The organism is Herbidospora sakaeratensis (genome assembly GCF_001570525.1).
In the GTDB taxonomy this organism is placed as follows: Bacteria; Actinomycetota; Actinomycetes; order Streptosporangiales; family Streptosporangiaceae; genus Herbidospora; species Herbidospora sakaeratensis.
This window is the reverse complement of the sequence record NZ_BBXC01000014.1, coordinates 308,338-326,157: the sequence shown is the minus strand read 5'-3', so window position 1 is coordinate 326,157 and position 17,820 is coordinate 308,338. Positions and strand designations below refer to the sequence as shown.

At 70.6% G+C, this 17,820-nt stretch carries 17 protein-coding genes; 2 read left to right on the top strand and 15 right to left on the bottom strand.

Features of this window, described 5'->3' with window-relative positions; genetic code table 11:
• Nucleotides 1–104 precede the first annotated feature (104 nt).
• The 15 genes from AW271_RS24120 to AW271_RS24050 form a co-directional block, all read right to left on the bottom strand.
• The gene (locus AW271_RS24120; protein WP_062339851.1) at nucleotides 105–1,184 is read right to left on the bottom strand and encodes a PAS domain-containing sensor histidine kinase; all 1,080 of its coding nucleotides are present in this window, start codon (nucleotides 1,182–1,184) and stop codon (nucleotides 105–107) included.
• Nucleotides 1,185–1,292: 108 nt separating this feature from the next.
• A complete protein-coding gene (locus tag AW271_RS24115; RefSeq protein WP_062339850.1) occupies nucleotides 1,293–2,084 on the bottom strand; it encodes a TrmH family RNA methyltransferase in 792 nt (263 codons plus the stop codon).
• Between the two features lie 76 nt (nucleotides 2,085–2,160).
• Nucleotides 2,161–2,541 carry a 50S ribosomal protein L20 gene (gene rplT / locus AW271_RS24110; RefSeq protein WP_030456929.1) on the bottom strand — a complete coding sequence of 127 codons (381 nt, stop codon included), beginning with the start codon at nucleotides 2,539–2,541 and terminating at the stop codon, nucleotides 2,161–2,163.
• A gap of 24 nt (nucleotides 2,542–2,565) precedes the next feature.
• On the bottom strand, nucleotides 2,566–2,760 hold the full coding sequence (gene rpmI, locus AW271_RS24105; protein ID WP_030456928.1) for a 50S ribosomal protein L35: 195 nt from the start codon (nucleotides 2,758–2,760) through the stop codon (nucleotides 2,566–2,568).
• A gap of 130 nt (nucleotides 2,761–2,890) precedes the next feature.
• Nucleotides 2,891–3,469 carry a translation initiation factor IF-3 gene (gene infC / locus AW271_RS24100; protein WP_275935779.1) on the bottom strand — a complete coding sequence of 193 codons (579 nt, stop codon included), beginning with the start codon at nucleotides 3,467–3,469 and terminating at the stop codon, nucleotides 2,891–2,893.
• Between the two features lie 225 nt (nucleotides 3,470–3,694).
• Nucleotides 3,695–4,495, bottom strand: coding sequence for a shikimate dehydrogenase (locus AW271_RS24095; protein WP_062339848.1), 801 nt, complete (start codon nucleotides 4,493–4,495; stop codon nucleotides 3,695–3,697).
• A gap of 4 nt (nucleotides 4,496–4,499) precedes the next feature.
• On the bottom strand, nucleotides 4,500–5,624 hold the full coding sequence (gene mltG / locus AW271_RS24090) for an endolytic transglycosylase MltG (RefSeq protein ID WP_245653175.1): 1,125 nt from the start codon (nucleotides 5,622–5,624) through the stop codon (nucleotides 4,500–4,502).
• Nucleotides 5,625–5,760: 136 nt separating this feature from the next.
• A complete protein-coding gene (gene mltG, locus AW271_RS24085) occupies nucleotides 5,761–6,852 on the bottom strand; it encodes an endolytic transglycosylase MltG (RefSeq protein WP_062339846.1) in 1,092 nt (363 codons plus the stop codon).
• The gene (ruvX, locus tag AW271_RS24080) at nucleotides 6,849–7,337 is read right to left on the bottom strand and encodes a Holliday junction resolvase RuvX (RefSeq protein WP_062339845.1); all 489 of its coding nucleotides are present in this window, start codon (nucleotides 7,335–7,337) and stop codon (nucleotides 6,849–6,851) included. The genes mltG (AW271_RS24085) and ruvX overlap by 4 nt, the downstream gene beginning before the upstream one ends.
• A gap of 4 nt (nucleotides 7,338–7,341) precedes the next feature.
• Entirely contained in the window at nucleotides 7,342–10,005 is a 2,664-nt protein-coding gene (gene alaS, locus AW271_RS24075; protein ID WP_062339844.1) for an alanine--tRNA ligase, read from the bottom strand.
• 1 nt (nucleotide 10,006) lies between these two features.
• Nucleotides 10,007–10,237: a hypothetical protein gene (locus tag AW271_RS24070; protein ID WP_062339843.1), complete on the bottom strand. Its 231-nt coding sequence runs from the start codon at nucleotides 10,235–10,237 to the stop codon at nucleotides 10,007–10,009.
• Complete coding sequence (locus AW271_RS24065) at nucleotides 10,234–10,611, bottom strand: DUF948 domain-containing protein (protein ID WP_062339842.1); 378 nt, start codon at nucleotides 10,609–10,611, stop codon at nucleotides 10,234–10,236. The genes AW271_RS24070 and AW271_RS24065 overlap by 4 nt, the downstream gene beginning before the upstream one ends.
• Before the next feature lie 164 nt (nucleotides 10,612–10,775).
• Nucleotides 10,776–12,020, bottom strand: a complete 1,245-nt coding sequence (locus AW271_RS24060) for a replication-associated recombination protein A (RefSeq protein WP_083977155.1) — start codon at nucleotides 12,018–12,020, stop codon at nucleotides 10,776–10,778.
• 66 nt (nucleotides 12,021–12,086) lie between these two features.
• Nucleotides 12,087–12,539 carry a DUF2231 domain-containing protein gene (locus AW271_RS24055; protein WP_062339840.1) on the bottom strand — a complete coding sequence of 151 codons (453 nt, stop codon included), beginning with the start codon at nucleotides 12,537–12,539 and terminating at the stop codon, nucleotides 12,087–12,089.
• Between the two features lie 87 nt (nucleotides 12,540–12,626).
• Nucleotides 12,627–15,827: a S41 family peptidase gene (locus tag AW271_RS24050; RefSeq protein ID WP_218008163.1), complete on the bottom strand. Its 3,201-nt coding sequence runs from the start codon at nucleotides 15,825–15,827 to the stop codon at nucleotides 12,627–12,629.
• Nucleotides 15,828–16,042: 215 nt separating this feature from the next.
• Between AW271_RS24050 and AW271_RS24045 the strand changes: the two genes are divergently transcribed.
• Complete coding sequence (locus AW271_RS24045) at nucleotides 16,043–16,834, top strand: peptidylprolyl isomerase (protein WP_062339838.1); 792 nt, start codon at nucleotides 16,043–16,045, stop codon at nucleotides 16,832–16,834.
• 151 nt (nucleotides 16,835–16,985) lie between these two features.
• Entirely contained in the window at nucleotides 16,986–17,801 is an 816-nt protein-coding gene (locus AW271_RS24040) for an SAM-dependent methyltransferase (RefSeq protein WP_062339837.1), read from the top strand.
• Nucleotides 17,802–17,820 lie beyond the last annotated feature (19 nt).

The following is a 17,820-nucleotide window of genomic DNA, read 5'->3' as shown; positions in this document are numbered from 1 at the left end:
AGATTTCAACCTTGGGCGGGGTTATCCCATGTCGCGCCACATCGGGAGTACACAGAACCCGGGCCAAGATCGGCTTAGGGAAGGCCCACCGGGGCGGAGTCGCGTTACGCGAAGTCCGGGGCGCCGGTGGGCAGGATAAATCGGAATTCCGCGCCGCCGCCGGGGGCGCGTTCGACGGTGATGGTGCCGCCGTGGGCCTCCACGAGGCCCTTCACGATGAAGAGGCCGAGGCCGGTGCCGCCGCGGCGGCGGTCGTTGCCGCGCCAGAACTGGCGGAAGACGCGCGAGGCCAGCTCGGGTTTGACGCCCTCACCCTGGTCTCGCACGGACACGGTCACTCCCCATTCGACGGGCTCTACAACGATTGTCACCTTACCGCCGCCGTGTCGCACGGCGTTTTCGACCAGGTTGCCGAGGATTTGATCCATCTTGTCCTGGTCGAGCCACATCTCCGGCAGGTCGCCCACGACGGTGAGCGAGAACCGGTCTTCGGGCTCGCCTGCGGCCACGCGGCCGGCGACGACCCGCCGCACGCGGGCGGGGATGTCGACGACCTGCCGCCGGATCTCCACCCGGCCCGACTCGATGCGGGAGACGTCGAGCAGGTCGGTGATCAGCCGGGTCACCCGGTCGGCGTCGGAGTTGACCGTCTGGAGCATGACGAGCTTCTGGGCGTCGTTGAACCGGTCCCACTTGGCCAGCAGCGTGGCGGTGAAGCCCTTCACGCTGGTCAGGGGTGAGCGCAGCTCGTGGGCCACGGTCGAGACGAGGTCGGCCCGGCTGCGCTCCAGGCGGCGGCGGGCCGCGGCGTCGCGCAGGGTGATCACCACCCGCATCACCCGGCCGGCCCGCGCGGGCATGCGCACGAACGCCGCCGTGACGAGCAGGTCGCGGCCGTCGAGCTGCAGCGGGAGCTCGACCTGGCGGGACCGGATGGACAGGCCGCCCCGGGGGTCGAGCCACTTCCACCAGTCGCGCCCCTCGGCGTCGCGCAACGGGAGCACGTCGGCCACGTGACGCCCGGGGGACGTCTTGCGGTGCAGCCCGGTCAGGCGTTCGGCCGCCTTGTTCACGGCCATCACGACGCCGTCGCCGTCGACCACGACGACGCCGTCGGGAAGGGCGTCGATGGCGATCACACTCGACGGGTCGGCGACCCGTCCATGGGTGTTCTCGCCGCGCAAAGGACCCCTCCAGCCGTGCTCCGCGAGCCGTCTCCGCCGACAATAGCGGGTTTCCGGAGCCCTTCGGCAGCCCGTCACCGGCCGGGTACGCACCTATTACACGGAATGTCAGATCTGCCGGAGAACTCGCGCGCTGGCGTACAGGCACACCGCGGCGGCCGTGGCCAGGTTCAGGCTCTCGGCGCGGCCGTAGATCGGCACCCGGACGACCTCGTCGGCCAGGGCCAGCACCTCGGGCGGCAGGCCCCACGCCTCGTTGCCGAACACCCAGGCCGTGGGGGCGGCGAGGTCGACGTCGTCGAGGGTGGCCTTGCCGGTGCCGTCGGCGGCCAGGATCCGCAGGCCGCGGTCCTTCAACGCGGCGACGGCCTTGTCGACCGGCAGCCCGGTCACGACGGGCAGGTGGAAGAGGCTGCCCGCGCTGGCCCGTACACACTTGCCGTTGTAGGGGTCGACGGACGCGTCGGTGAACACCACCGCGTCGGCTCCGGCGGCGTCGGCCGTGCGCAGCACGGTGCCGGCGTTGCCGGGGTCGCGGACGTGCGCCAGCACCGCCACCAGCCGGGTCTCCTCCACCGAGGAGAGCGGGACGTGGACGAACTTGCACACCGCCATCAGCCCCTGCGGGGTGACCGTCTGGGCGAGCTCGGCCATCACCTCGCCGCTGGCCCGGAACACCGGCACCCCGGCGCTCACGGCCGCCTCGACGATGTCGGCGTGCCGGGTCTCGGCCTCGGCGGTGGCGAACAGCTCCACCGTCACGCCGGGCAGCGCCAGCGCCTCCCGCACCGCCTGCGGCCCCTCGGCGAGGAAGGCCCGGTCGCGGTCGCGGAAGGCCCGCTTGGTCAGCCGCCGAGCGGCTTTGACCCGCGGGGACTTGGGGTTGGTCAGCTCGGTCACTCGGTCACGGTTCCCTCCGGAATGAGAAGAAGGGCCCACCAGGCACGGTGAGCCCTTCCAGAAAGCTGGTGATCGCTTAGGCGACCGGAGCGTTCACGTCGGACGGGAGCGCCTTCTTGGCGGCCTCGACCAGCGTGGCGAAGGTCTGCGAGTCGTTCACCGCGAGATCGGCGAGGATCTTGCGGTCGACCTCGATGCCGGCCAGGCGCAGACCCTGGATGAGCCGGTTGTAGGTCATGCCGTTCTGCCGCGCCGCGGCGTTGATCCGCTGGATCCAGAGGCGGCGGAACGCGCCCTTCTTGTCCTTGCGGTGGGCGTACGCATAGGTCATCGAGTGGAGCATCTGCTCCTTGGCCTTGCGGTACAGACGCGACCGCTGACCCCGGTAACCGCTCGCCCGCTCGAGGACGACCCTGCGCTTCTTCTTGGCGTTGAGCGCCCGCTTCACGCGTGCCATGTTGTTCTATCTCCCCGGGGGTCGTTACTTAGCGAGCAGCTTCTTGATCTTCTTGGTGTCCGCGTCGGACATGACCACGTCGTTCTCAAGCCTGCGCGTGCGGGTGGACGGCTTGTGCTCGAAAAGGTGCTTCCGGTTGGCGCGGCGGCGCACGATCTTGCCGGAGCCGGTGACCCGGAAGCGCTTCTTCGCACCGCTGTGCGTCTTCATCTTCGGCATCTCAGCCGTCTCTCCCTCGTTGTTCCAAGCCGATCTCCCGGCCCCGCAAGGGGGGCCGGGTAACCGGCGTTCCTGACTCGCAAGAGCCGCGAAAAACGGGCTCCCAGTCTCTGCGTCCGCGCAGCGGCTTTTATTCCTCGGCGGCGACCGCGTCGGCCACCGAGTCGTCGTCGCGGGTCGCCCGGGCCGCCGCCTTTTCGGCCTTGGCCTCGGCTTTCTTCTTGTGCGGGCCGATCACCATGATCATGTTTCGGCCGTCCTGCTTGGGCTGTGACTCCACGAAGCCCAGCTCGGTGACATCCTCAGCGAGCCGCTGCAGGAGCCGGAAGCCCAGTTCGGGACGGGACTGCTCACGTCCACGGAACATGATCGTGACCTTGACCTTGTCCCCCGCCTTGAGGAAGCGCACGACGTGACCCTTCTTGGTCTCGTAGTCGTGCGGGTCGATCTTCGGCCGGAGCTTGATCTCCTTGATGATCGTGTGTGCCTGGTTGCGGCGGGCTTCGCGCGCCTTCATGGCCGACTCGTACTTGAACTTGCCGTAGTCCATGAGCTTGCAGACGGGCGGGCGTGCCGTCGCCGCGACCTCGACGAGGTCGAGGTCGGCCTCCTGGGCGAGCTTCAGCGCATCGTGGATGGAGACGATGCCGACCTGCTCGCCGTTCGGGCCGACGAGGCGGACCTCGGGGACACGAATACGATCGTTGATGCGGGGCTCGGTGCTGATGGGACCTCCAAGGGACCTTCGCCTGTGTGCTCGACCGTGCCGGAAACACGAATAGACCCCGGCACGTCACGCATGCGGGGCCACTGAGTCCGAGAACTCGATTGTGATCCTTGAACCCGTCTGCCTCGCGGCTGATCAGGTGGGAGGAGGACCTCCGCTTGCGCGTCCGGCACGTGCCGGACCGATCGGTTGTTTAGTTTAGCACGGTTACAACGCCGACTCACCCGCGGATCGCATGGCCTCCACGGGTGCGGGCGAGCGCCCGGTCATCAGCTCGACCTGCTTCACCGCCTGGTGCAGCAGCATCGAGAACCCGCCGACGACCGTCCCGCCCTCCTTCGCCACGGCCTGGGCCAGCGTGGTCGGCCAGGGCGAGTAGACGACGTCGAAGACCGCCCGTGCCCGCGCGGCCTCGCCGGCGAATCCGTCGGCGGCGCCCGAGGGCAGTGTGGAGATCAGCAGATCCACGTCTGCGTCGAACTGCTCGAACGCCCGGGTGGCCACCGACATTCCCAGCCGGTCGGCCACCTCCAGGGTCTCGCCGGCGCGGCGCGGGTCGCGTACCACCAGGGTCGCCTCGCGCAGCCCGAGCTCGCGCAGGGCGGCCAGCGCGGAGGCGGCGGTGGCGCCGCCCCCGAGGACGACCGCGCTCGCCGGCGCCGGGACCCCCGCCTCGGCCAGGGCCGCGACGATGCCGTGGACGTCGGTGTTGGCGCCGTGCCGGGCGCCGTCGCGGATGACCACCGTGTTGGCCGCGCCGACCTCGACCGCCAGCGGCGTGACCGTGTCGAGCAGCGGGAACACCACCCGCTTGAGCGGCATCGTCAGCGACAGCCCGGCCCACTCGGGGCCGAGGCCGCCGACGAAGGCGGCCAGTTCCTCCTCGCGGCACTCGATCGCGTCGTAGCGCCAGCCGGTCAGCCCGAGCGCGGCGTAGGCCGCGCGGTGGAGGTGCGGCGACAACGAGTGGACGACCGGGAAGCCGAGGACGGCTGCTCTCTTGTTCACGGGGTCAATTCTGGGTGGCGTTGAACTTCGCGCGCAGCCGCTCGAACTCGGTCGCGCTGGCGGTGAACTCGGTGACGCCGTTGTCGGGGTCGGTGGTCACGAAGAAGAGCCAGTCGCCCTTGGTCGGCTTCAGCGCGGCCTCGATGGCGTGGTCGCCGGGGTTGGCGATCGGGCCGGGCGGCAGTCCGTCGACGTAGTAGGTGTTGTACGGCGACTTGCTCTTGATCTCCTCGAACGTGGCCGCGATGCCGTACTTGTTGAGGGCGTACATGGTGGTGGAGTCCATCTGGAGCTTCATCGGCGGGTTGAGCGCCAGCCGGTTGTAGATGACCCGGGCCACCTTGCCCATGTCGTCGGGGGTGCCCGACTCGGCCTGCACGATACTCGCGATGGTCATGATCTCCATCGGGGTGAAGCCGAGCCGCCTGGCCTCGGCGCTCAGGTCGAACTTGTCGGCCGTCTCGTTGAAGCGGTCGGTCATCCGGGTGAGGATCTCGGTCGCGGTGATCTTCGGCGGCAGTTCGTAGGTGGCCGGGAACAGGAAGCCCTCGGCCTTGCCCTTGGCGTAGGACGGCAGGCCGATGTCGCCCTTGGCCGCGTCGGCGAACTCCTTGGCGGGGATGCCGGTGGCGTCGGCGAGGGTGTCGTAGACGCGGGTGGCGCGGTAGCCCTCGGGGATGGTCAGGCTGTCGCGCAGGCGCTTGTCGGGGTCGAGCAGCCCGACGGCGGCGGCGGCCGACATCTGCTTCTTCATCGCGTAGTGGCCGGGCTGGAGCGAGCCGCCCTTGCCCGCGGCGTCGACGGCCTGGATGAAGGCACGGGCGCTGGCCACGACGTCCTCCTTCTCCAGTTCGGCGGCGACGTCGCCGGCGGAGGCGCCCTCTTCGATCACGATGACCACTTCACCGGTGCCAGAGCCGGTGTAGTCGTCGGCCGTCACGGCGTCGCTGATCCACTTGTAGCCCACATAACCGCCGCCGCCCAGGATGCCGACGATGATCACGATCGCGATCACGGACGCGGCGGCGCCCTTGCGCCTGGTGCGCCGTCGGCGGCGCCGGCTGCGGCTCTGCTGTTTGCGGGAACGCCGCGACCCCCCCTCGTCGGAGGCGCCGAGCAAAGAGTCCATGTCGAGGTCGTTCATAGTGCGCTGGCCAATCTCTCGGTAGGACTGGCCTCGCGTCAAGCGATGCGCCAAACCGAGGGGGGATCAAGCTTCGGTATGGATCTCGGCCCGACACGCGGACCGTCGGTCATCGTTCGGCCTAGTTCGTCCCGAGGTACCTGTTCAGCTCTTCCCGATATTTCACGAACTCGCCTTCGTTGTCAGTGAATTTGGTGATTCTACGGCCTGGATCCGTAGTGACAAACCAGTACCAATCACCCTTCGCCGGCATCAGGGCCGCGCGAAGTGCCTGCTCACCGGGGTTTCCGATCGGACCGGGCGGTAGACCATCGATCCGATAGGTGTTGTACGGGGAGCGCACCTGCGTGTCCTTCTCGGAGACGTTCAGCGTCCGGCGGTTCTGCGCGTAGAGCACCGTGGTGTCCATCTCAAGGCGCCCGCCCTTTTTGAGGCGGTTGTAGATCACTCTAGCGATCTTGGGATAGTCGTCGTCACGCCCGCCCTCGGCCTGCACGATGCTGGCCGTGGTCACCACGTCGAGCGGCGTCATGCCCTCGCGGCCCTCGATCCCGAGGCGCTCGGCGACCCGGCCGAACTGGGCGGCCATGTCGCGCAGCAGGCTCTTGGCGGTGCTCGACGGCTCGACCTCGTAGGTCGCCGGGAACAGGAAGCCCTCGACCGATGCGGCATAGGACGGCAGGCCGAGCGTGGCCGGCTGCGCCGCCGCCTTCTCGAACTCGGCGACCGGGAAACCGGAGGCGGCCGAGAGGCGGACGTACACCTCCTTGGCGCGCAGCCCCTCGGGGATGGTCACCCGCCGGGACACCCGCGAGTCGCGGTCGAGCAGCCGGTCGAGCGCGACCGCGGCGGCCATGCCCTTGTTCAGCCGGTAGTCGCCCGGCCGGAGGCTGCCCGACTTGGCGCGGGCCTCCACCTCGCGGACGAACGCCCCGGAACTGGCCACCACGCCCGCCTTGGCGAGCGTCTCGGCGATCTGGACGGCGCTCTCACCGGCGCTGATGCGGACCACGACCGGGCCGGTCCCGGCGCCCTCGAAGTCGTCGGGCGCCAGGAACGGGCGGGTCAGCGTGTAGAGGCCGACGACGCCGGCGGTCGCCACCGCGGCCAGCCCGGCGTAGACGATCTTCCGGGTGCGGTCGCGGCGGACTTCGTGGTCGACGGGTTCGGCCTCACCCGCCAGCAGGAACGTGTCCCACTCCTGCGGGCTCACCGGCCGGTCCCGGGACTCGTTTCTCCACCGGATGGTGGGTCGAGGGGATGACCTGGTGGTTTGCCGGACGCGCGCTCGCCGTCGAGGGCGGCCTGGAGCAGCACCACGGCCGCCGCCTGGTCGATGACGTCGCGCTGGTTCTTGGCCTTGCGGCCGCTCTGGCGCAGGTTGGCCTGCGCGGTCACGGTGGTCAGGCGCTCGTCGTAGAGGCGGACCGGGACCGGCGCGACCCGGGCGGCCAGCGCCGCCGCGAACTCGCGGGCGGCCCCGGCCGCGTGGGACTCGCGGCCCGACAGGGAGGTGGGGAGGCCGACGACGACCTCGACGACCTCGTGTTCGGCGACGAGCGCGGCCAGGCGATCGAGGTCGCCCCTGCCGCGCTTCACCGTCTCGACCGGCGTGGCCAGCAGCCCCGAAGGGTCGCTGCGGGCCACGCCGATGCGGACCGACCCGGCGTCGACGCCGAGTCGTGTGCCCCGTCTCATGACGTCACAGGCTGGCGTTGATCGCCTCGATGACCGCACGCAGCGCGTCGTCGACAGCGCCCGCGTTCGTCCCGCCGCCCTGCGCGACATCGTCCTTGCCGCCACCGCCACCCCCAAGTGCCTTGGCGGCGACTCCTACCAGACGGCCCGCCTTCAGCCCTCGGTCGCGTCCCGCCTCGTTGACAGCGGCGACCACGACGGGACGGTCCGAGGGGACACCGGCGACGACGACCACCGCGGCGCTTCCGGGGAACCGGCCGCGCACATCGAGAGCGAGTTTACGCAGGTCATCAGGGGTGGTACCAGCAGGCGCGCGGTGCGTTACGACGGAAACGCCCTGGATGTCCGAGGCCCCGGACGCGAGCTCCCCGGCCACCGCGAGCACCTGCGCCGACCGCAGTTTCTCGAGTTCCTTCTCGGCGTTGCGCAGCCGGGTGACGATGCCGTCGACCCGCTCGGGCAGCTCCTCGGGACGCGCCTTGAGCGCCCCGCTGAGCTGGGAGACCAGCACGCTCTCCCGGGCCAGGTGGCGGAACGCGTCGAGACCCACGAGGGCCTCCACGCGGCGCACCCCGGCGCCGATCGACGACTCGCCGAGCACCTTGATCAGGCCGAGCTGGCCCGAACTGGCGACGTGGGTGCCGCCGCAGAGCTCGCGGGAGTAGTCGCCGACCTCGACGATGCGCACGACGTCGCCGTACTTCTCGCCGAACAGGGCCAGCGCGCCCATCTTGCGCGCCTCGGCCTGCGAGGTGTGCAGGACGTTGACCTTGAGGTCGTCGATCAGGGTCGCGTTGACCTCGTCCTCGACGTCGCGCAGCACGCTGACGGGCACCGCGCCGGCCGAGGTGAAGTCGAACCGGAAGCGGCCCGGCGAGTTCTCCGAACCGGCCTGCGCGGCGGTCTCGCCGAGCGCGTTGCGGAAGCCGCGGTGGACCAGGTGGGTCGCGGTGTGGCTGCGCGAGATCGACCGGCGGCGGTCGATGTCGATCGCCGCGTGGGCGGCGTCGCCGACCGTGACCTCGCCCGAGGTGACCTTGCCGCGGTGGACGACCAGGCCCGCGATCGGCGACTGCACGTCGACGACCTCGATCTCGCCGTTCTCGACCTTGATGACGCCCTGGTCGGCGAGCTGGCCGCCGCCCTCGGCGTAGAACGGGGTGCGCAGCAGCACGACCTCGACGGTGGCGCCCGCGCTTGCGACCGGGACCGGCGCGCCGTCGACGATGATGCCGGCGATCTCGGTGTCGGTGGTCAGGTGGTCGTAGCCGAGGAACTCGACCTTGCCCGCCTTCTCCAGGATCTGGCCGAACACCGAGATGTCGGCGTTGCCGGTCTTCTTGAGCTTCGAGTCGGCCTTCGCGCGGTCGCGCTGCTCGGCCATGAGGCGGCGGAAGCCCTCTTCGTCGACCTTCAGGCCCTGCTCGGCCGCCATTTCGAGGGTGAGGTCGATCGGGAAGCCGTAGGTGTCGTGGAGCTGGAACGCCTTGTCGCCCGACAGGACCGACGTGTGCGCCTTCTTGCTCTCGGCGACCGCCGTGTCGAAGATCGTCGTGCCGGTGCGCAGGGTGCCCAGGAAGGACGCCTCCTCGGCGTCGATCACGCCGTGGATCTGCGCCGCGTCGGCGATCAGGTCGTGGTACTGCTCGCCCATCGTGCCGATGGTGGTGGCGGTGAGCTCGTGCATGTAGCGCTCCTCGCCCGAGCCGAGCAGGCGCAGGTTGCGGATCGCCCGGCGGAGCATGCGGCGCAGCACGTAGCCCCGGCCCTCGTTGGAGGGCAGCACGCCGTCGCCGACGAGCATGACGCCCGCCCGCAGGTGGTCGGCGATGACGCGCAGCGACACGTCGTCGCGCGCGCCCGCGCCGTAGCGGGTGCCGGTGAGCTCGGCCGCGCGGCTGAGGATCTTGAAGGTGGTGTCGATCTCGTAGATGTTGTCGACGCCCTGCAGGATCGCCGCCATGCGTTCGAGGCCCATGCCGGTGTCGACGCTCTTGGCGGGCAGCTCGCCGACCACGTCGAAGTCGATCTTCGAGCGGACCGTGCCGAGCGTGTACTGCATGAAGACGTTGTTCCACACCTCGAGATAGCGCGTCTCGTCGGCGACCGGCCCGCCCTCGCGGCCGTATTCGGGACCCCGGTCGAAGTAGATCTCCGAGCAGGGGCCGCCGGGGCCCGGGACGCCCATGTGCCAGTAGTTGTCGGCCAGGTCGCGGCGCTGGATGCGCTCGGCCGGGACGCCGGCCCGCTTCCAGATCTCGATCGCCTCGTCGTCGTCGAGGTAGACCGTGACCCACATCTTCTCTTCGGGGAACCCGAAGCCGCCCGCGGCGACCGGGTTGGTGAGCAGCTCCCACGCGAAGGGGATCGCCTGCTCCTTGAAGTAGTCGCCGAACGAGAAGTTGCCGAGCATCTGGAAGAAGCTGGCGTGCCGCGTGGTCTTGCCGACCTCGTCGATGTCGAGGGTTCTGATGACCTTCTGCGCGCTGGCGGCCCGCTTGTAGGGCGGCTTCTGCTGCCCGAGGAAGTAGGGCTTGAACGGGACCATGCCCGCGTTGACCAGCAGCAGCGTCGGGTCCTCCGCGACCAGGCTGGCCGAGGGCACGACGGTGTGCCCGCGCTCTTCGAAGAAGCGCAGGAAGCGGCGTACGATCTCTGCCGACTCCATTTCAGCGGCCGTCCTTTACGTCGTTGGTGATATGTCCGACTGTTCCGAGCCCGTGCCGGGCCCGCAACTCGTTTTCCCTGTTCGCCGCCGTGGCGCGCACGTCGTCGGCGAAGTCGCGCACCTGGTGGGCGGTGCGCCGCGCGACGTGGTCGGGCCTCAGTGACTCCAGTTTGCGCATGACCCAGACCGCCAGCGAGGCGCCCAGCGTCATGTAGAAGAGGCGGCGGATCACGGCCGGCGCTCCACGGCCCGACGGCGGCCGCGCCGCGACAGGGCGTGGCGCAGGCCGTGGGCGAACGAGGAGACCTTGATGATCGGGCCGGTCACGACCGTCGAGGCGAGCCCGGTGATCTTGGCGACGTCGTCGCTGACCTCTTTCACGTTGGAGGCGATGGCCTCCACCGCGACGAGCTGCCGGTTGGTCTCGCTGACGGTGTAGCTGACCTCGTTCAGCAGGGGCACGACCTTGTCGCCCAGCTCGTTGACGACCTTGGTGGTGGCCGTCAGCAGCCGCGCCAGCTTGATCAGCACGTAGGCCAGGAAGCAGACGAGGATCGCCCAGAACATGGCGACGATCAGGCCTGCGACCTCTCCGGCGGTGAGCATGGGCGAACTCCTTCATAAGGCACATTCACCAGCGCGAGCCACAGCCTGCCTTCGGCAGTCCGCGTCTCGCTTCGGGCGGGGCCCCTGCGTTGAATGGCAGAAACCCTATCGCGTATTCCAGGTCCGCCTTCTGCCACGGCGATGGCCGGGCATGCGTGTTCGGGTCAGCGTTCGCCGCGCAGGAAGGCGCGCAGCTTCGCCCACCGCTCGGCGACCGGGGCCTCGGCGCCGTGGGTGGTCGGCTCGTAGTAGCGCCGGTCGCGCACCTCCTCGGGCGCGTAGTCCTGGCGCACCACGCCGTGGTCGAAGTCGTGGGGGTAGCGGTACGCCTCCCCGTGCCCCAGCTTCTTCGCGCCCGGATAGTGGGCGTCGCGCAGGTGGGCCGGGACCTGCCCGATGAGCCCGGCCCGCACGTCGGCCTGGGCCGCGCCGATGGCCTTCACGACGGCGTTCGACTTGGGGGCCAGCGCGCAGTGGATGACCGCCTGGGCCAGGTTGATGCGCCCCTCGGGCAGGCCGATGAACTCGACGGCCTGGGCGGCGGCCACGGCCACCTGGAGGGCGGTCGGGTCGGCCATGCCGACGTCCTCGGAGGCGAAGATGACGATCCGGCGGGCGATGAAGCGGGGGTCCTCCCCCGCCTCGACCATGCGGGCCAGGTAGTGGAGTGCGGCGTCGGCGTCGGAGCCGCGCATGCTCTTGATGAAGGCGCTGATGACGTCGTAGTGCTGGTCGCCCTGGCGGTCGTAGCGGACGGCGGCCTTGTCGACGGCCTTCTCGACCACCTCGACGGTGACGTCGTCGGCCAGGAGGGCGGCGGCCTCCAGGTAGGTGAGGGAGCGCCGGGCGTCTCCCCCGGCCAGCCGGACCAGCTGCTCCCTGGCCTCGGGCCGGAGGGTGACCGTGCCGTTCAGGCCGCGTTCGTCGGTCACGGCGCGGTCGAGGACGGCCCCGACGTCGTCGTCGGTGAGCGACTCGAGGGTCAGCAGCAGCGAGCGCGACAGCAGCGGCGAGATGACGGAGAAGAACGGGTTCTCGGTGGTGGCGCCGATGAAGGTGACCCAGCGGTTCTCCACCGCCGGGAGCAGCGCGTCCTGCTGGGCCTTGTTGAAGCGATGGACCTCGTCGACGAACAGGACGGTCTGCCGCCCGGTCATGCCCAGTTCCCGGCGCGCGTTCTCGATGGCCGTACGCACGTCCTTGACCCCCGCCGAGACGGCCGAGACCTCGACGAACCGGCGTTTGGTGACGTTGGACACGACGTAGGCCAGCGTGGTCTTGCCGGTGCCGGGCGGCCCCCACAGGAACAACGACATGGGGGCCTCGCTCTCCACCAGCCGCCGCAGGGGGGTGCCGGGGCCGAGCAGGTGGCGCTGGCCGATGACCTCGTCGAGGGTGCGCGGGCGCATGCGCACGGCGAGGGGCTCGGGCGTGTTGTCGCGCGCGGCCGAATCGAACAGGCTCTCCACAAACCCCTAGCCTAGGCCCCAGACGGCGGTGGCCCCGGTGTGCCCGGCGCGGACGACGTAGAAGGTGACGGCCAGCGCGCCCACGACGGTCAGCACCGACAGGACCGTGGTCAGGGCCCCGCTGCGGCCCTTGCTCACCGCCCAGACCAGCACCAGCGCGACCACCGCGAGGGCGATCGAGGTCAGCAGCAGCGGGAGGGCGAACGACTCGTGCTCGGCGACCGGCGCGGGCGCCTGGGCGCCGTACCGCGACTCCTTGAGCGCCTCGCCGCTCATCCGGGCGGCGAAGACGCTGATCGGCGCGGCGACGGCCAGCAGCACCACGGCCCAGTCGAGCCGGGCGCGGAAGCGGGGCAGCACGGCGTAGGCGACGGCGACGGCGGCCAGCAGCGGGGTGAAGACCACCGCGGCGTGCACGACCAGCGGATGCAGGGGAAGGCCGAAAACGGAGTCGAACATGCTGGGGACATCTCCTTCGTCATCCACTTGATACCGGAGCGACAACGCGCAGGTTCCCAGATGGATCTGAGAGCGGGATGAGAGCGCTCAACCGCGCCCGTCGGCTCTGACCCGGCCGCGGAAGGGGCGGGTGGCCGGGTCGGGCGGCACGCTGACCGGGCGGCCCTCCATCGCCCTCAGGGCGTGCCGCACCGCCGCGTCGAGCTGGGGGTCGGCCCCCCGGGCCCAGTCGGCGGGGGTGATCAGCACCTCCTCGTCGGGGGTCGCGCCCCGGTTCTCCAGTTCCCAGCCGTAGTTCTCGCTCCAGTGGGCGAAGCCGGGCACCCGCATCCGGGTGCCGTCGGCCAGCCGGTAGACGCCCCGGATGCCGATGACCCCGCCCCAGGTGCGGGTCCCGATGACCGGGCCGAGGCCGAGGGCCTGGACGGCGGCGGTGATGATGTCGCCGTCGGAGGAGGTCTCCTCGTCGCACAGCACCACGACGGGGCCGCGCGGGGCGTCCATGGGATAGCTCCTGGGCTCCTCCCGCCGCGACAACTTCCAGCCGACGATGCGGCGGGACAGCTTCTCCACCACCAGCTGGGAGGTGTTGCCGCCCTGGTTGGCCCGCACGTCGACGATCACGGCCTCCTTGGCCAGCTCGTGGGACAGGTCGCGGTGCAGCTGCGCCCAGCCCGCCCGGTCCATGTCGGGCACGTGCAGGTAGCCGATCCGCCCGCCGGACCGGTGGCGGACCAGCCTCCGCCGGTCGGCCACCCAGGAGTGGTAGCGCAGCCGCCGGTCGTTGACCAGCGGGACCACGGCCACCCGGAAGACGCGGGCGCCCGACTCGACGGTCAGCTCGACCGGGTGCCCGTACGCGGCCCAGAGCAGCGGCGCGGGCCCGGTCACCGGGTCGACCGGCACGCCGTCGACGGCCAGGATCGCGTCGCCGGCCCGGACGCCGGACCCCTGGAGCGGCGAGCGGGCGGCGGTGTCGGAGAGCTCGGAGGGGAAGATGCGCCGGACCCGCCACAGGCCGTCGGTGTCGGGCCCGATGTCGGCGCCCAGTCGGCCGGTGGGGCTGCGCCAGTGGTGGCGGGCGGCGTAGACGTAGGCGTGGGAGGCGCCGAGCTCGCCGACGACCTCGCCGACGAGGTCGGCGAAGTCCTCCGGGCCGCCGACCCGGTCGAGCCAGGGCCGGTAGGTCTCCAGCACCTCGGGCCAGTCGACCCCGGCCATGTCGGCGACCCAGAAGTGGTCGCGCATGATGCGCCCGGCCTCGGCGTACGCCTGCCGCCAGCGCCGGCCCGGGTCGATGCGCACCCGGACGCGTTCGAGGTCGACGCTCACGCCGTCGCCGTTCTTGCTCGTCGCGGAGATCACCCGCAGCTCCGAGGCGTCGCGCACGACGATCCGGGAGCCGTCTCCGCTGACGGAGAAGAAGTGCACGTCGGTGGCGAGCTCCTCGGTCTTGCGCTTGTCGAGGTCGAAACGTTCGAGCACGGTCGGCTCGCCGGTCGTGCCCCGGCACCAGACCAGCCCGCCCTTGACCGGCCGCAACGACCAGTAGTGGGCCTCGGGCACCGGCAGCGGCACGATCCGCCCGTCGAGCCCGGCCAGGTCGACGGTGACGGGCCCGTCGCCGGAGTCGCCGCCGTCGGCCGACTTGCCCTCGACCGAGGGGGCGAACGGCGAGGGCGCGCCGGCCGCGAGCGGCACCAGGTAGGGGCGGGTGCCGTGGGTGATCACCAGGTCGAAGCTGTGGGAGTCGCGGATCATCTCGAAGCCGCGCAGCGACAGGAAGACCAGGTTGCGGCCGTCGCCGGTGAAGGCGGGCGACATGTCGGTGAACCGGCCGTCGGTGACGTGCACGATCTCACTCGCCGGGGTCTCCGGGGCGGGGGTCTCGGTCACCTCGGCGCCCGAGTCGGGGTCGTCGTCCTCCGGCGCTCCGGGGCGCTGGAGGCGGGCCATCCGGATGGCGTAGCCCCGGGAGACCGGGTGGCACCACACCAGCCACTGGGAGCGCGGGTCGAACCCGAGGTCGCTGATCACCCCGTGGTCGGTGCGGGTGAGCTCGGTGACCGTGCCGGTCTCCGGGTCGACCAGGAGCAGGCGGCCGTCGTGGGAGGCGACCGCGATCACCGAGCCGTCGGGGGCGGCCTCCATCTCCTCGACCTGGCCGAGCTCCCCGGCGGCGACCGTCCGGGTGGGGCGGCCGGGCGTGCCCAGCTCGATGGCGTCCTCTCCGCCCGCGTCGGTCACCCAGGCGGCCGGGCCGTTCACCCGTTTGCCCAGGTCGTCGGGCTCGGCGTCGTCGGCGCGGTCGAACCGGCCGAGCACGATGGGCAACCGGGCCCGGCCGCGCCCGGACAGGAGCCGGACCGGGCCGTCCTCGTGGGTCACCCAGTGGACGGCGCCGCCCACCTCGACGGCGCTGGCCCGGCCGGTGGTGTCGCAGGCGACGTCCTCGGGCTGTGGGCTGGCCCAGAAGGGCTGGCGTCCCCGGCCGGCGCCGCCGAGGCGCACCTCCAGCGGTTCGGGCTCGGCGTCGAGGCCGGGCAGCAACCACAGGCTGCCGGCCCGCGCGTAGACGATCCGGGTTCCGTCGGTGGCCGCCTGGCGGGCGTAGAAGTCCTCGTGGCTCGTGTGCTTCCTGAGGTCGCCTCCGTCGTACCGGACCGAATAGAGGTTTCCGGTCCCCTCGTGGTCGGAGAGGAACACGATCCGGCCGCCGACGAGCATCGGCGCGGCGAGCTGGCCCTCGTGGCCGGCCAGCAGGCGGTTCCCGTCGAGCCACAGGCGACCCATGCCGCCGCCCCGGTAGCGCTTCCAGTGGGCGGGGTCGTGACCGGCCGAGGCGGTCAGCAGCAGGGTGCGGCCCTCGCGCAGGTCGAGGTCGCTGACCGGGCCGTAGGGCAGCCGCTCCCCCGGGCCGCCGTCGAGCGGCACCGTGCGCGCCCACGTCCAGTGGGCGAAGGGCTGGTCGTGGGAGCTGCCGGCGATCACCGTCTGGTCGTCGAGCCAGCCGTGCACCCGCGCGCCGTTGCCGCCCCAGTGGGTGAGCTGCTCGATGCCGCCGCCGTCGACCGGCGCGACGTGCACCTCGGCGGGGATGCGCCCGCCCTGCCAGGCCACCATGGCGCCGTCGGGCGACAGGCGCGGGTGGGCGGCGCCCACCTGCTCGACCGTGAGGCGCCAGGCCCGCCCGCCGTCGAGCGGAGCGATCCACACGTCGTCCTCCGCGACGAACGTCAGGAGATCGCGACGGATGTGCGGAAACCGGAGGTATGACCTGCTAGGCACCCCCACAATGCTAATCCCAGCCCTGCCGAAGGCAAGATCGTTACGCATGGGGCGCCTGGGACTGGTCTTACACGAAGCGAACACGATCACGGATAGAGTGACGCGAAACTTCAGCAATGGACGAATAAAGGGAAGGCAACGCAGTGACCCACACGAATCGGCAGAAACCCCTGGCCCTGGGCCAGGCCCGTCGCGTCCGGTTGGGGGTCGGTGCAGTGATCCTCTCGCTCTTCGCGGTGACGGGCTGCAACAGCGCAGATGGCAACACGGCGGCCCCCGGCGAGGAGCCCCCGCCGGCGTCGGCCGCCCCGTCGATCACCTCGATCCCCTCCAAGCTGCCCGACGCGCCGACCGCTCCCCCGACGCCGGTCGACCCCAAGAACGTGAAGTGCGAGTACCGCAAGGACGACACCGGCGTCCCGAGCAAGTTCGTGGGCATGCCGCCGGCCAAGCCGATGAAGGCCGCGCTGGCCGCCAAGAACATGACGCTCAAGACCAACCAGGGCGACATCGTCATCGAGCTGGTGCCCGAGTCGACGCCGTGCACGGTCAACTCGTTCTACTTCCTGGCGAAGAAGAACTACTTCGACAACACCCTGTGCCACCGGCTCACCACGGCCGATAGCAACGGCCTCGACCTGCTGCAGTGCGGTGACCCGCAGGCCAAGGGCGACGGCAAGAACAAGACCGACGGCACCGGCGGCCCCGGCTACCTGTTCCCCGACGAGAACCTCGGCCCGCAGTACACGCGCGGCGTGGTCTTCATGGCCCAGGGCGGCGACGCGGCCAACTCCAACGGCAGCCAGTTCGCCATCTCCTACAGCGACGAGGCGGCCCAGCTCCCGGCGGCGTACACGCCGTTCGGTGTGGTGACCAAGGGCATCGAGATCGTCGACAAGATCGCCGCGGGCGGCGTCATCAAGAACGAGGACGACATCCTGTCGGAGGACGGCGGCTCCAACGCGCCGAAGATGCGCGTGGAGATCAAGGACGTCATCGTCAAGTAGGCGTTTCACACCGAAGGGCGGGTCCATCCGGACCCGCCCTTCGGTGTTTCGGGCGACACGAATCCCAACAGAACCCCTAGAATCTCGCGAAAGGCGATTCCTCAGGCAAATTCCGCATGCGATTGCCATTCCCCTGACCGGAGGCGACACGTTGTCCGAGCACGAGCCGGCACCGTCGTGGGTCATCGACCCGCACAAGCCCAGCGTCGCCCGGATGTACGACTACTACCTGGGCGGCAAGGACAACTTCGCCGCCGACCGGGAAGCCGCCGACGAGATCCTGGCCCGCATGCCCTACGTCCGGGACTTCACCCGGGAGAACCGCGCGTTCTTATCCCGCGTCGTGCGCCTGCTGGCCGCGCAGGGCATCCGGCAGTTCCTCGACATCGGCTCGGGCCTGCCGACCCGGGAGAACACCCACCAGGTCGCCCAGGCGGTCGCCCCCGACGCCCGCGTCGTCTACGTCGACAACGACCCCATCGTGCTGGCCCACGGGCGGGCCCTGCTGGCCAAGAACCGCAACACCGCCGTCGTCCGGGCCGACCTGCACGACCCCAAGGGCATCCTCGACCACCCCGAGGTGCGGGCCCTCATCGACTTCTCCCAGCCGGTGGCGATCATGCTGCTGGCCATAGTGCACTTCGTGCCCGACGACGACGAGGCGTCCCGGATCGTGCGGGAGCTGCGGGTGCCGATGGTGCCGGGCAGCTACCTGGTCATGTCCCACGGCCACATGGGCGAGGTCGACCCCGATCTCCAGCAGGTCGTGTACCAGACGTACCGGCAGACCACCAGCGGGAACATCACGGCCCGCAACTCGGCGCAGGTCGCGGCCTACTTCGAGGGCATGGAGCTGCTGGAGCCGGGGATCGTCCAAGTGGGGGTCTGGCGGCCGGAGATCACGGGGCTGGCCGACGCCGACCCCCGCAAGGCCGGCTTCTTCGGGGCCGTCGGACGGGTCAGGTAAAACAAAAAAGGCCGGCCCT

Coding starts and splice junctions, on each gene's coding strand:
- rpmI (WP_030456928.1), bottom strand. CDS start 2,760: ATGCCGAAGATGAAGACGCACAGCGGTGCGAAGAAGCGCTTCCGGGTC.
- mltG (WP_245653175.1), bottom strand. CDS start 5,624: ATGGACTCTTTGCTCGGCGCCTCCGACGAGGGGGGGTCGCGGCGTTCC.
- AW271_RS24055 (WP_062339840.1), bottom strand. CDS start 12,539: ATGTTCGACTCCGTTTTCGGCCTTCCCCTGCATCCGCTGGTCGTGCAC.
- ruvX (WP_062339845.1), bottom strand. CDS start 7,337: ATGAGACGGGGCACACGACTCGGCGTCGACGCCGGGTCGGTCCGCATC.
- alaS (WP_062339844.1), bottom strand. CDS start 10,005: ATGGAGTCGGCAGAGATCGTACGCCGCTTCCTGCGCTTCTTCGAAGAG.
- AW271_RS24065 (WP_062339842.1), bottom strand. CDS start 10,611: ATGCTCACCGCCGGAGAGGTCGCAGGCCTGATCGTCGCCATGTTCTGG.
- AW271_RS24060 (WP_083977155.1), bottom strand. CDS start 12,020: ATGCGCCCGCGCACCCTCGACGAGGTCATCGGCCAGCGCCACCTGCTC.
- rplT (WP_030456929.1), bottom strand. CDS start 2,541: ATGGCACGCGTGAAGCGGGCGCTCAACGCCAAGAAGAAGCGCAGGGTC.